Consider the following 13,049-nt stretch of genomic DNA (forward strand, 5'->3'; position numbering starts at 1 on the left):
CGCGTCGGGCTCAGGCGGGGTCTCTAGTGGGAAGTTGCAGCAGGAAGGGGTTTATCACGCAAAGACGCAAAGCCACGAAGAAAAGAAGGAGGAAGGAGGATGGTTTGACAGCCTTCGGCAGACCCATCCGAACGAAGCTCATCAAAACAGCTTTGTTCGCGCGGGCGCCCGTTCGAGCCTGCACCCCCTTCTTCTCTTCGTGGCTTTGCGTCTTTGCGTGATAAAACCCTTCTATCGCCGCCAACCCAAAACGCAGCGTCAGTTCTTCAACCGCCACCCGCTCCGCAACAGCAGATAACACAGCAGCCCGAGCACGATGTCGATCGCCAGGATGATCACCGACCCCAACAGCACCGGTGAATCCGCCGTCCCGAGGAACCCATAGCGGAACCCTGAGATGATGTAGAAAAACGGATTGGCATGGCTGAACGCGCGGAACGCCGGCGCGAGCTTGTCGACTGAGTAGAACGTCCCCGACAACAAGGCCAAAGGCGTGATCACGAAGTTGGTCACCGCCGCCGCATGATCGAACTTGTCCGCCCAGATCGACGTCAGCACGCCGAGGAACGCGAGGAACGCCGCGCCGAGGAACCCGAACCACAGGATCGCCAGCGGATGCCGCGGCGTGACGTGCACGTCCGGATAGATCGCCATCGCCAGCCACACCACGAACCCGACGATGAACGCACGCGTCATCGCGCCGCCGACCAGAGCGGTCAGCAATTCCATCGTCGACAAGGGCGGCTGGAGATAATCGACGATCGTCCCCTGGATCTTGCCGACCATCAGCGAGAAGCTCGCGTTTGCAAACGCCGGGCCCATCATCCCCTGGCTGATGATCAACCCGGGCGCGATGAAATCGGCGAACGGGATCTCGACCCCGCCGACCAGCACCGGGCGTTTCGCGCCGGTTGCGATGGTAAAGACAACCAGAAACAGCAGCGTCGTGATCGCGGGCGCCCATACGGTTTGCAACTGCACCTTGAAGAAGCGGCGAACCTCCTTGATATAGAGCGTTCGCAGACCGCCCCAATTGACGCTCCGGATGACCGGGACGCCGGGGGCGTTCATCGCCGTTGTACGAATTTCGCCGATTGGGGGCTGGCTGCTCATGGCATGGTCGCTAAAGACTGCCGCCGCCGCCTGCAACCCGGAACAGGAATTTGGCGGCCCGGGACGATTGGAAACGAGAGCAGATGAGCTGGACCGACGAACGCATCGATACGTTGCGCAAGATGTGGGAAGCAGGGCAGACCGCGAGCCAGATCGCCGAGGAACTCGGTGGCGTCAGCCGTAACGCGGTGATCGGCAAGGCGCATCGCCTTGGCCTCCAGTCGCGCCCGTCGCCGGTAAAACCCAACGACGGCTCGGCGAAGGCCGCCGCGGCAGCAGCAGCGCCCGCCGCCGCCGCCGCGCCGCCCGCGCCAGCCGAACCCAAGCCCGCCCCCGCCCCGCGCGCGCCGGTCGAGCGAGTCGCGCCGCCGGTCGTCGCCGCACCGCCCCCGCCGCCGCCCGCACCGCGCCCGGTGGTGGAAGACGCGATCGAGGAAGACACCGATGACGAGGAGGCCGAGGCCCCCGCAGCGCCGGTTCGCCCCGCGCCGCCGATCCTGCGGTCGGTCGGTCCCGGCGGCTTCCTGCGTCAGGCACCCGGCGAGCAGCAGGCCCCGATCACCCCGGCCCCGCCGCGCCGCCTCGTCCCCGCCAAGCCGTCCGCCGACATGGCGGGCAAAACGACGCTGCTCGATCTCAACGACAAGATCTGCAAGTGGCCGATCGGCCATCCCGGCGAGCCGGACTTCCACTTCTGCGGCGAGAAGGTGAACCCCGGCTTCCCCTATTGTGTCGGGCATTGCGGTCACGCCTATCAGGCGCAGCTTCCGCGCCGCGACCGTCGCCCCGCGCCACCGCTGCCGTTCGGCGGGCCGCGCGCGCGCTGAGCTTCCGCGCTACGGACACGAAAAAGGGGCCGCGTACCGGATGGTACGCGGCCCCTTTTTTGTGTTCTCGCCGTCATGCCGGGCCTGGCCCGGCATCCACCGTGCCGCACATCCTACCCACGCAGCCAGCGGAGTCCGGTGGACCCCGGCACGAGGCCGGGGTGCCGGAGCTTTATGCTCAGAAGCGGAACTGCGCGGTCGCGCGGACGCTGTGCCAGGTGAACTTGTCGTCGCTGCGGCGGAAATCGGTGCCGTTGGTATTGGGCGCGAGGACGAACGGGTTGGTCACCGGCGCGGTGCCCTGCGTCGCGCGGACGCGGAAGCCATCGTCCTTGTAGCGGTTGTACAGATATTCCAGACCGACCGAGAAGTGCTTGCCAAGCTTCTGCTCGATCCCGCCGCCGGCCACCAGGCCCCATGCGTCGTTGTCGCCGCGCGCGGTGAACGCGTTGGCGGTGTTGCTCGTCTGGAAGCTCGAGTTGATCTTGGCATAGGCGCCGCCCGCGGTGCCGTAGAACAAGGTCTTGTCGAGCGCATAGCCGGCGCGGCCACGGACGTTCGCGTTGTAGTTCACCTTGCGCGTCATCGTGTAGAAGGCAGGCGTGGTGCTGAACGCCGAGACGCTGTCGCGGACTTCGCTCTTGCCGAACTCACCGAGTGCGCCGACGACGATGTGGCCGAACTGCTTGTCGAAACCGACGCGGCCCGAATAGCTGATGTTGTCCTTGTCGTTACGGCAGTTGAGGTTCGCGTTCGAGCGCGCCGCGCCGTTGCAGAAACCGGGGGAGAAGGCGTTGCCACCCGCCGCCGTCGTCACCTGGTCGCCGAACTGGCCGTCGAGGTTGCGGTCGAACAGGATCGAGGTGTTGACGTCGTTGCGCTGCGCATCGAAACCGACCGTCCCGCCGACGTAGAGACCGTCAAAGGGCTTGTCGTCGAATTCCTGCGCGAAAGCCGGCGCGGCAAGGGTCGACAGGGCCGCAGCCGCCGTCAGTAAGTATTTGGTACGCATAGAAAACTCCCGGTTGTGCTTGAAAAGCCAAAGAGGAACGTATGCGGACGCGAATTGCCGCAGATGTGACGCGAAAATGTCGGAAGCGTTGTTTTCCCGCAACAGGTCGCCATTCTGCGATGCCGCTTGGCAGGTCTGCCCTCCGCGCCGTATAGCCACGCCATGTCCGAAGACCTGTTCGCAGCCAGCCCAAAGCACGTCCCCACCGATTACGATGCAGCGTCGATCGAGGTGCTCGAGGGGCTCGAACCGGTGCGGCGGCGGCCGGGCATGTATATCGGCGGCACCGACGAGCGCGCCTATCACCATCTTGCCGCCGAAGTGCTCGACAATGCGATGGACGAGGCGGTCGCTGGCCATGCGACGCGGATCGAGATCGAGCTCGCGCCGGGCAATCGGCTGACGGTTTCGGACAATGGCCGCGGCATCCCGGTCGACCCGCATCCCAAGTTCCCGGGCAAGTCCGCGCTCGAGGTGATCCTGTCGACGCTCCATTCGGGCGGCAAGTTCGACGGCAAGGCCTATGCGACCAGCGGCGGGCTCCACGGCGTCGGGGTCAGCGTCGTCAACGCGCTGTCGTCCGACACCGTCGTGGAGGTCGCCCGCGCCCGCGAACTGTATCGCCAGAAGTTTTCGCGCGGCGAGACGCTCGGGCCACTCGAACATGTCGGTGCCGCCCCCAACCGGCGCGGCACGACCGTCGCCTTCACCCCCGACACCGAAATCTTCGGCCCCGACATGGGGTTCAAGCCCGCGCGGCTCCACCGCCTTGCGCGCTCGAAGGCGTATCTGTTCGCGGGCGTCGAGATCCGCTGGAAATGCGCGCCCGAGCTGATCAGCGACGACACGCCCGCCGAAGCCGTGTTCCAGTTTCCCGGCGGTCTTGCCGATCATCTGCGCGAACAACTCGGCAGCCGCGAATGCGCGACGACCGAACTGTTCGTCGCGCGGCAGGATTTCCCCGGCACCGCGGGGCGCGTCGAGTGCGCGGTCGCCTGGCCGCTGTGGAGCGACGGGTCGTACAGTTGGTATTGCAACACCATCCCCACTCCGGACGGCGGCACGCACGAGCAGGGCCTGCGCGCGGCGCTGGTCAAGGGCATCCGCGCGTTCGGCGAACTGGTCGGCAACAAGAAGGCCAAGGACATCTCGGCCGAGGACGTGATGACCGGCAGCGAGCTGATGCTCAGCGTCTTCATCCGCGACCCGCAATTCCAGAGCCAGACCAAGGACCGCCTCACCTCGCCCGAAGCAGCGACCTTGGTCGAGCGCGCGGTGCGCGACCATTTCGACCATTTCCTCAGCGACAATATGGACCGCGGCAAGGCGCTGCTGACCTATGTCGTCGAGCGGATGGACGAACGCCTCGCGCGGAAGGCCGAGCGCGAGGTCAAGCGCAAGACCGCCACCTCCGCGCGCAAGCTGCGGCTGCCGGGCAAGCTGACCGACTGCTCGTCCAACGGTCCCGAGGGGACCGAGATCTTCATCGTCGAGGGTGATTCGGCCGGCGGCTCGGCCAAGCAGGCGCGCGACCGCAAGACGCAGGCGATCCTGCCCATTCGCGGCAAGATCCTCAACGTCGCCTCGGCGACCTCCGCCAAGATCCACGCAAACCAGGAAATCGCCGACCTGATCCTCGCGCTCGGGTGCGGGACGCGCAAGGACTGCAACCCGGATCACCTGCGCTATCAGCGCGTCGTCATCATGACCGACGCCGACGTCGACGGCGCGCATATCGCGACGCTGCTGATGACCTTCTTCTTCCAGGAAATGCCCGAGATCGTCCGCGCCGGGAACGTCTTCCTCGCGCAGCCGCCACTATATCGCCTGACCGCCGGGACCAAGAGCCTCTACGCGATGGACGACGCGCACCGTGCGCAGCTCGAGGCGACCGAGTTCAAGGGCAAGAAGGTCGAGATCGGGCGGTTCAAGGGCCTCGGCGAGATGAACCCGATGCAGCTCCGCGAAACCACGATGGACCCCAAGACGCGCTCGATGCTGCGGATCACGCTGCCGCAGGAATATGAGGCGCGCGCGGGCGTGAAGGATCTGGTCGACCGGCTGATGGGGACCAATCCGGCGCATCGCTATGCATTCATTCAGGAAAATGCGGCGCGGATGGACGAGGACGCGATCGACGCCTAGTCTCGACCCCGGAATCGGGAGACCAGCGATGACGACCGCTTCGTGGTGGGTATCGGTGTTGGGCGTGATCGCGGCCCCCGCCGCCGCGCAAGCAGTGCCGCAGCAACCCGCTCCCCCCACCGACCGCGATATCGTCGTCGTCGGCAACCGCATCCCGGATTACAAACGGCTGCTCGCGGCCTGTCTCGCGCAAGGGTGCCGGCCCGACAGGGACATCGCGATCACGCTCGATCTGGCGCAGGCGCAATTCGAGGCGGGGGACTATCAGGACGCGCGAACCGCGCTGCTCGCGGCGCGCCACCGCAACGCCCGCTTCGCGCAGCGCTACCCGGTCGCGGTCGCCAACCTGCATCACGCCAACAGCCAGATGGCGGCGCATCTCGGGCTGGTCGACAGCGAATGGTCGAGTGCGCTCGACACGATCAGCGCGATGAAGGCGGGGACGTCCGACACAGACCCGCGCGTCTTCCTCGAACGGGTCGAACTGGGCGATACGTATGCGGCCGATGGCAGGCTCGAGGAAAGCCAGGTGCAATATCGCGCCGTCGCGCGGCGTGCGCACAAGCTGGGGCTGCGCGAGATCGAGGCGCTGGCGCTCCTGCGGATCGCCGCACTCAACATCCGGCTCGCCGAAGTCCATTACGAATCCTATGCCAGGATCGCGTCCACCGCGATCCGCGACGTCCTCAGGATGCACGACCCCAAGCTTGCGCCCTTCGTGGCACAGGCGCGGACCCAGCAGACGCAACTCGCGCTCCTCAAGGCACGCGGGGGCGATGTCGACCGGCTGATCGCGGCGCATCCGATGATTCCGGCGGGCGAACCCGCGGTGCTGCTGTACGCGCCCTCGGTTTCGATCGGCGCGACCGGGAACGCGGCCCCGCGGCCCGACGCGCAGGGGGACAGCCAGGCACTCCAGCCCTCGCTGCAAATTCCGGTCGCCATGTCCAATTTCGACCGGCGGTGGATCGACGTGGTGTTCACCGTAGATCCCGATGGTCGCGTTCGCGATGCCCGCGTCGACCGGCATGGCGAGCGGGTGGAGACCGAGGGCAATTGGGCCGCGGTCATCGTCAGCGCAGTCGCGCAGCGGCGCTATGCCCGCCAGGCCGAGCCGACCCGGGCGCGGGAACGCTTCACCTTCACGTCGAACTGGCGCTCCGTCACCGGAACCCGCCGCCCGCAGCGCGATCCGAACCCGCGACTGGTGCGCGCGCTGCTCGATCCCGATCCCGCCTGACCGTTACTCCGGCGGCTTCATCCGCGCCTGGTGGTATTTCACCCGGATGACGACCGCCGCGATCATGTGCAGCGCCGCGACCCCGAGCAGGAACAGCGGCAGGACCATCGGGATCTGCGGCGCATAGCGCGCGCGAACGAGCGCAAGCACCGCCGCGAGGATCGCGATGCCGACGCCCAGCCACCGCACCGGCCGCGCCACCATCCGGAGCTCGCGCTGATAGGCGGCGCGTTCGGCGGGATCGTTGAGATTGGGGCGGGCGGTCATCGGGTCTTCCATTCGGTTGCGAGCAGCCCCCACAGGAAGGTGTCGCGCACGCCGATATGCGTCTCCCACTCCGCCCGCAAGCGCCCCTCAAGCGTGAAGCCGAGCGATTGGAGCAAGGCGTTCGACCGGACATTGTCGGGATCGGTATCGGCGAAGACGCGCCGCTGGCCTTCGGCGACGAACAACTGGTCGATCACGCGCGCCACCGCCTCGCGTGCGAGACCCGCGCCACCGTGCGCGCGGTCGATCATATAGCCGATCTCGGAGACCTTGCCCTCGCGCTTGTCCCCCACCGCGACGAACCCGATCGCGGTATCGCTTCCGTGGCGCGTGATCGCCCAGGCGCGCCAGGTGACGAACGGTTCGGCAAACCGCGCGCGTACCGCAGCGACCGTCTCGAACGGTGCGTGCGACCAATAGGTCATCGCCACCGGATCGGACAGCGTCGGGAACAGGGCCTCCGCGTCGTCGGCGGTCCGTACGCGCAACCGCAACCGCGCGGTCTCGAGGACCGGGATGTCCCTCATCCCGTCAGTGCGGCGACGAGCGTCTTGACCTTCTTCTGCCGCCATTGCGGGAGCGGCGCGACCAGCCAGTAGCCGAGCCGATACGCCTTGGCCTCGCCCACCGCGACGATCCGCCCGGACGCAAGATCCGCCGCCGCGAGCAGTTCGGGGACGGTCGCGCGGCCGAGCCCCTGCGCGGCGGCATCGATCGCGAGCCCCGCGTCGCCGACGCGGACCTGCGACGCGGACTCGTCGTCGACGCAGCCCGGCCACGCGATCCGCGTCTCCGCGCCGCCACCGGGGCGCTCGACGGTCACCATCCCCGCGGACTGGATCGCCTCGCCCTCATGCTCGCCCGGGCCGTCGCCCCAGCGGATCGCGAGATCGAGATTGGCCTCGGTAAAGTCGATCGCCGCGCTCGCGTTGGACGCATCGGCGGAGATCAGCACGAAGCGCAGTTCGGGATCGTCGCGCGCGATGTCGGCGAGGCGCGGCATCAGCCATTTCTCGGTGAGGTCGCGGGGTGCCGCGATCGTCAGCGACTTGCTCGTCTGTCCCGCCTGCATCGCGCGAACCGCTTCCTCGAACTGGAGGAAGCCGTGCCGCAGCGCGGCGAGCCCGCCCTCGCCCTCGGGGGTCAATTCGAGCCCCTTGGTCGTGCGGCGGAACAGCACGACGCCGAGCGTATCCTCGAGCGCGCGGATCTGCTGCCCGACCGCTGCCGGCGTCACCGCCAGTTCGTCGGCGGCGCGGGTGAAGCTCAAGTGCCGCGCGGCGGCATCGAGCACCCGGAGGCCGTTGAGCGGGAGGTGCGTGCGCTTCATGGCGAGACGCTCACGCCCCCACCGCCGGCGCGAGCAGAGTGAAGCGCGGGATATCGACGTCGAACCCCGCCCCGTCCTCGCCGAGCATGTGGTAGCTCCCGACCATCGATCCATTCGGCGTCGAGAGCGGACAGCCCGACACGTAATCGAAGCTCTCGCCCGGCTCGATCATCGGCTGCTCGCCGATCACGCCCTCGCCCTCGACCGAATGCCGCGCGCCGCGCCCGTCGGTGATGATCCAGTGCCGCGTCAGCAATTGCACCGCACCCGGCGAATCGTTCTCGATCCGGATGTGATACGCCCAGAACCAGCGACCCCGCTCGGGCTCGGACTGTTCGGGCAGGAAGCTGACCGACACGCGCACGGTAACGCCGAGCGTTTCGGCGACGTGGGGGAAGAGCGCTTTCACGATGCCACCCCGCTCACAGCCCCGCCGCCGTCAGCGCCTGGTCGATATCCGCGATCACGTCGTCCGCATCCTCGAGCCCGACGTTGATCCGCAACAACCCTTCGGTCACGCCCATTTCGAGGCGCTTGTCCTCGGCGACGCTCGAATGCGTGGTCGACGCCGGATGCGTCATCAGCGACCGCGAATCGCCGATGTTATTCGAGATGTCGACGAGTTCGAGCGCATCGAGCAGCGCATGCGCCTGCGTCCGCCCCGCGACTTCGAACGCGAAGATTGGCCCGCATGCCTCCATCTGGCGCATCGCGAGTTCGTGTTGCGGGTGGCTCGGCAGGAACGGATGGAGCATCCGCGGCACCCGCCCCTCGATAAACGTCCCGACCTTCAGCGCATTCTCCGACTGGCGGCGGATGCGGAGATCCAGCGTCTCCAGCCCCTTGAGCACGACCCACGCATTGAATGCGCTGAGCGTCGGCCCGGTGTTGCGGGTGAAGGGGAGCAGCGTGTCGTTGATGAACGCCTCGGTCCCGCACACCGCGCCCGCGAGCACGCGCCCCTGCCCGTCCATCATCTTGGTCGCGCTATAGGCGGTGACATCCGCGCCGAATTCCATCGGGCGCTGCAGCGCGGGGGTAGCGAAGGCATTGTCGACCACCGACACGATCCCGCGCGCGCGCGCGATGTCGCACACCGCCTTCAGGTCGACGATGTCCATCGTCGGGTTGGCGGGGGTCTCGAAGAAGAACACCTTGGTGTTGGGGCGGCACGCATCCTCGAACTGCTGCGGGTCGCGCGCGTCGATCGTCGTCGTCTCGATCCCGAACTTGGGCAGCAGCGTATCGACCAGCCAGCGGCACGATCCGAACGCCGCGCGCCCCGCGACGACATGGTCGCCCGCCTGGAGCTGGCACAGCAGCACCGCGGTCATCGCCGCCATGCCGGTCGCCATCGTGCGGCACGCTTCGGCACCCTCGAGCAACGCGATCCGATTCTCGAGCATCTCGACCGTCGGGTTCTGCAACCGCGAATAGGTCATGCCGGTCTGCTCGCCCGCAAACCGCGCGGCGGCATCGGCCGCGCAATCATAGGCATAGCCCGAGGTGAGGAACAGCGCCTCGGAGGTTTCCCCCCACTCGCTGCGCGCGGTGCCCCCGCGGACCGCCTGGGTCGCAGGGCGCCAGTGGCGGGTGATGCTCTGGTCTTGTCCGGTACGGCGTTTCATGCGCCTGCTTTGCCGGGTGGCGGCGGGGCGCGTCAATGCCCGTGATCCCGTCAGCCCCGCAACGCCGCTTGAAAGCGGATCCTTTCGGCGGGATAGAGGCGACCGTGAGCGACGCCCGCCCCCATCCGTACCGCGCCGCCGCCGCCCTCGCGCTGCTGTCGCAGGCGCTGTTCAGCTACCGGCTGACGATCCCGACCAAGCTGATGTTCGACGAGACGCATTACGTTCCCGCCGCGCGCACGCTGCTGTCGCTCGCGGGGCCGACCAACATCGAGCATCCGCTGCTCGCCAAGGAAATCATCGCGGGCGGGATCCTGCTGTTCGGCGATACGAGTCTCGGGTGGCGGTTCTTCTCGACTCTGGCGGGGACCGCGACCGTGCTGTCGGTGTTCGCGATCCTGTGGCTGATGCTCGGGCGGGTGCGGCCGGCGGTGCTGGGGGCGCTGTTCGCGCTGCTCAACGGCACGGTGTTCGTCCAGGCGCGGATCGGGATGCTCGACGGGTTCATGGGGGCGTTCGTGATGCTCGGGCTGGCGGCGCTGCTATGGGCGATGCGCGCGCCGGACGGTCGCGCGGCGTGGCTGCGCTGGATCCTCGGGGCCATTCTGCTCGGCCTCGCGGTCGCGGCGAAATGGGCGGCGGCACCGCTGATCGCCTGCGCGGCACTCGGCTTCGTACTGCTGCGGCTGGACGATTCGCGACGGACCGGGCGTTCCGTGTTCGCCGCGCTCAACGCGGGCGGGCATCGCCACTGGCCGGGGATGGCGGTGGTGCCCGCGCTGCTCGTGCTGGGGGCGGCGAGCGTCGCGGCCTATTGCGCGACCTTCGCGCCCGCCTTCTTCTACACGCACGATCCGATGACACTCGCCACGCTGCTCCCGTTCCAGCAGCGCATGTTCGACCGCCAGACGATGCCGCTCCCGACGCACCCCTATCAGTCGGGGTGGTGGAGCTGGCCGATCATGGTTCGCCCGATCTGGTATCTGTACGAACGCGCGGACGGTGCGCAGCGCGGGGTTATGCTGATCGGCAATCTCGCGGTGCTGTGGGGCGGGCTGGTGGCGGTGGCGGCGTGTCTTCATGCAGGGGTGCGCGAACGGTCCCCGCGCCTGCTCGCGGCGGCGGGGCTGTGGATCGGCAGCTATGCGATGTGGGTGCTGATCCCCAAGAAGATCGGCTTCTTCTATTATTACTATCTGCCGAGCATCGCGCTGTGCGTCGCGCTGGCGGTGGCGTTCGACCATTTCCCGGCGGCACGGCGGCGCGATACCGCGTTCCTGGCGGTGGTGATCGTGCTGTTCGCGGTGTTCTATCCGGTGCTGTCGGCAGCGCCGCTGCCCGGGCCGGGGGCGTTCCGCTACTGGACGTGGTCGTCGACCTGGGTATGAACCGGGTCGTCGGCTTCGGCAGCACTATCTACGCCCACGTCACCCCCACCCCGTTCGTCCTGAGTAGCGACCGAGTAGCCCCTCTTCCGGGCGTATCGAAGGACCGTCACGCGCGGTAACCTGTCCTTCGATACGCGCCCTCGATACGGCTTCGCCTACTCGGTCGCTACTCAGGACGAACGGTGGGAGGAGGAGAAACCCGCCCCCAAAATAGAAAAGGGCGCCGGGGTTTCCCCGGGCGCCCTTCCAGTTCGAACCGTGCTTGGGAACGGTCCGATCTGTTTCTTACATGCCGTTCGACAGGTTCGTGTCGGGGTCGTTGGTGCGCATGTCGGTTGCCTGATTCTGGCCAACTGCGCGCACCGAGTCCGCCTTGTTCTCGAGCATGTCCTTGCCTGCGACGGTCGACGCGTTGTCCGCTGCGTCCTCGAGGTTGTCCGCAACGGCTTCGGTGTTGGACTCGATATTGTCGGCAGCCTGCTCGCGCGGGGTCGAGTTGCAGGCGGCAAGCGAGACAAGGCCGGCAGCAGCGGCGAGAACGAACATCTTCTTCATTTGTGAATCACCCTATTTCGAACGGCCTGAAGGCCGAAGGTCAGTAATACGCAGCCCCCGGCTTTGTTCCGGAAAGTCGCCGCGCAATTTCGTATCTTTTTAATAACCGACGGAAAAGACCTAAAAGTTTAATAATACCGCAACGACTGCGTGGGTCAGTCGAGCGTCAGCACGATCTTGCCGACATGGTCGCCCGCCTCCATCCGGCGATGCGCGGCGGCGGCTTCGGCCAGCGGGAACGTCCGGTCGAGGATCGGCTTCAGCCGCCCCGCCTCGACATGCGGCCACACCGTGCGGTGCAGTTCGTCCGCGACCAGCGCCTTGAACGACGCATCGCGCGCGCGCAGCGTCGACCCGGTCAGCGTCAGGCGGCGGCGCATGATCTCGAAGATCGGGATCGTCGCCATCGCGCCGCCCTGCACCGCGATCGACACGTGCCGGCCATCGTCCGCAAGACATTGCAGGTTGCGCGCGACATAGTCACCGCCGACCATGTCGAGTACCACCGCGCAGCCCGCGCCACCGGTGATCTCCTTCACCCGCGCGACGAAGTCCTCGGTCTTGTAGTTGATCGCATGCGCCGCGCCGAGCGCCGTGGCCGCGGCGCATTTGTCGTCCGACCCTGCGGTCACGATCACGCTGAGCCCGAAGATTGCGCCGAGTGCGATCGCCATCGTCCCGATCCCGCTGGTCCCGCCGTGGACGAGGACGCTGTCGCCCTCGGTCGCATAGCCGCGCTCGAACAGATTGGTCCACACGGTGAACAGCGTTTCGGGCAGCGCCGCCGCCTCGACCATCGACAGCGCGTGCGGCACCGGGAGCACCTGCCCCGCCGCCACCGCGACATATTCGGCGTAGCCGCCGCCCGCGACCAGCGCGCAGACCGGCTGGCCGATCATCGACCCCGAGACGTCATCGCCCTGCGCGACGACCGTTCCCGAAACCTCGAGCCCGAGGATCGACGGTGCGCCCGGCGGCGGCGGATAGCCGCCCTTGCGCTGGAGCACGTCGGGCCGGTTGACCCCCGCCGCGACGACGCGGATCAGCACTTCGTCGGCGCGGACCTCCGGCACCGGTCGTTCGACGATCGTCAGCACCTCCGCCCCACCCGCGGTATCCGGATCGATCGCGCGCATCGTCGCTGGCAAGTCTTGCATCACTATCAGGCCCTGTCCTGCCAACGCTCTCGGCCAGTCCCGTTTCGTCGGCGCGCCTTATTGACATCCCCTGCGCAGGGGTCAACGATCCTCGGCATGGACAACGACGAGATTCCCCCAAGCACGGCGGGCGATCCGCTCGCTGCGGTCATCGCGCAGGACCTCGATCCGCTGTCGGTCGAGGAACTCGATCGCCGCGTTGCCGCGCTCGAGCGCGAAATCGTCCGGACCAGGGGAAAACGGGAGGCGGCGGTTAACCATCGCGCAACCGCAGATATGCTCTTTAAGTCGTAAAGATACGTATCCCGGAACACAGGTACCGGCTGAGTCGTTTTCAAGAGGTTGTTGCAAGCGTCCTGCCTACCAACATAGCGCTCACGGGCAGTG

At 67.2% G+C, this 13,049-nt stretch carries 15 protein-coding genes; 5 read left to right on the forward strand and 10 right to left on the reverse strand.

Translation table 11 applies throughout. The features are described from left to right. Window positions 1-10: 10 nt before the first annotated feature. Together RH91_RS18595 and RH91_RS18600 are read right to left on the reverse strand one after the other, a co-directional pair. Window positions 11-277, reverse strand: a complete 267-nt coding sequence (locus RH91_RS18595) for a hypothetical protein (protein ID WP_157136970.1) — start codon at window positions 275-277, stop codon at window positions 11-13. Then, a complete protein-coding gene (locus RH91_RS18600) occupies window positions 259-1,113 on the reverse strand; it encodes an ABC transporter permease (RefSeq protein WP_037478966.1) in 855 nt (284 codons plus the stop codon). The genes RH91_RS18595 and RH91_RS18600 overlap by 19 nt, the downstream gene beginning before the upstream one ends. 83 nt (window positions 1,114-1,196) lie before the next feature. Here RH91_RS18600 and RH91_RS18605 point away from each other — a divergent pair, with 83 nt between their 5' ends. Next, entirely contained in the window at window positions 1,197-1,940 is a 744-nt protein-coding gene (locus RH91_RS18605) for a GcrA family cell cycle regulator (protein ID WP_010164675.1), read from the forward strand. 178 nt (window positions 1,941-2,118) lie between these two features. Here RH91_RS18605 and RH91_RS18610 read toward each other — a convergent pair whose 3' ends face one another. Further along, a complete protein-coding gene (locus RH91_RS18610; protein ID WP_010164677.1) occupies window positions 2,119-2,952 on the reverse strand; it encodes an outer membrane protein in 834 nt (277 codons plus the stop codon). A 162-nt stretch (window positions 2,953-3,114) separates the two neighbouring features. Here RH91_RS18610 and parE point away from each other — a divergent pair, with 162 nt between their 5' ends. Both parE and RH91_RS18620 read left to right on the forward strand, forming a co-directional pair. After that, entirely contained in the window at window positions 3,115-5,097 is a 1,983-nt protein-coding gene (gene parE / locus RH91_RS18615) for a DNA topoisomerase IV subunit B (protein ID WP_010164678.1), read from the forward strand. Window positions 5,098-5,125: 28 nt separating this feature from the next. After that, a complete protein-coding gene (locus tag RH91_RS18620; protein ID WP_010164679.1) occupies window positions 5,126-6,337 on the forward strand; it encodes a hypothetical protein in 1,212 nt (403 codons plus the stop codon). 3 nt (window positions 6,338-6,340) lie between these two features. Here the strand turns inward: RH91_RS18620 and RH91_RS18625 are convergent, their stop codons facing one another. Genes RH91_RS18625 through metZ form a run of 5 tightly spaced genes read right to left on the reverse strand, consistent with a single transcriptional unit; the run spans window position 6,341 to window position 9,562 of the window. After that, window positions 6,341-6,604, reverse strand: coding sequence for a hypothetical protein (locus RH91_RS18625; RefSeq protein ID WP_010217859.1), 264 nt, complete (start codon window positions 6,602-6,604; stop codon window positions 6,341-6,343). Beyond that, complete coding sequence (locus RH91_RS18630) at window positions 6,601-7,131, reverse strand: GNAT family N-acetyltransferase (RefSeq protein ID WP_010164681.1); 531 nt, start codon at window positions 7,129-7,131, stop codon at window positions 6,601-6,603. Before RH91_RS18630 ends, RH91_RS18625 begins: the two co-directional genes overlap by 4 nt. Further along, on the reverse strand, window positions 7,128-7,934 hold the full coding sequence (locus tag RH91_RS18635; RefSeq protein WP_010164682.1) for a LysR family transcriptional regulator: 807 nt from the start codon (window positions 7,932-7,934) through the stop codon (window positions 7,128-7,130). Before RH91_RS18635 ends, RH91_RS18630 begins: the two co-directional genes overlap by 4 nt. 10 nt (window positions 7,935-7,944) lie before the next feature. Next, the gene (apaG, locus tag RH91_RS18640) at window positions 7,945-8,343 is read right to left on the reverse strand and encodes a Co2+/Mg2+ efflux protein ApaG (RefSeq protein WP_010164683.1); all 399 of its coding nucleotides are present in this window, start codon (window positions 8,341-8,343) and stop codon (window positions 7,945-7,947) included. Window positions 8,344-8,356: 13 nt separating this feature from the next. Then, window positions 8,357-9,562 carry an O-succinylhomoserine sulfhydrylase gene (gene metZ / locus RH91_RS18645; protein WP_010164685.1) on the reverse strand — a complete coding sequence of 402 codons (1,206 nt, stop codon included), beginning with the start codon at window positions 9,560-9,562 and terminating at the stop codon, window positions 8,357-8,359. Window positions 9,563-9,630: 68 nt separating this feature from the next. Between metZ and RH91_RS18650 the strand changes: the two genes are divergently transcribed. Then, window positions 9,631-10,950 (forward strand): phospholipid carrier-dependent glycosyltransferase, encoded by a 1,320-nt coding sequence (locus RH91_RS18650; RefSeq protein WP_010164686.1) that lies wholly within the window; start codon window positions 9,631-9,633, stop codon window positions 10,948-10,950. A gap of 285 nt (window positions 10,951-11,235) precedes the next feature. Here RH91_RS18650 and RH91_RS18655 read toward each other — a convergent pair whose 3' ends face one another. Both RH91_RS18655 and RH91_RS18660 read right to left on the reverse strand, forming a co-directional pair. Continuing rightward, window positions 11,236-11,505: a hypothetical protein gene (locus RH91_RS18655; RefSeq protein WP_010164687.1), complete on the reverse strand. Its 270-nt coding sequence runs from the start codon at window positions 11,503-11,505 to the stop codon at window positions 11,236-11,238. 155 nt (window positions 11,506-11,660) lie between these two features. Beyond that, a complete protein-coding gene (locus RH91_RS18660; RefSeq protein ID WP_029624062.1) occupies window positions 11,661-12,662 on the reverse strand; it encodes an NAD(P)H-quinone oxidoreductase in 1,002 nt (333 codons plus the stop codon). A 96-nt stretch (window positions 12,663-12,758) separates the two neighbouring features. Between RH91_RS18660 and RH91_RS18665 the strand changes: the two genes are divergently transcribed. Continuing rightward, window positions 12,759-12,956, forward strand: coding sequence for a DUF1192 domain-containing protein (locus RH91_RS18665; RefSeq protein ID WP_010164689.1), 198 nt, complete (start codon window positions 12,759-12,761; stop codon window positions 12,954-12,956). Window positions 12,957-13,049 lie beyond the last annotated feature (93 nt).

This window comes from Sphingomonas sp. PAMC 26617 (assembly GCF_000242835.1).
Classification (GTDB): Bacteria; Pseudomonadota; Alphaproteobacteria; order Sphingomonadales; family Sphingomonadaceae; genus Sphingomonas.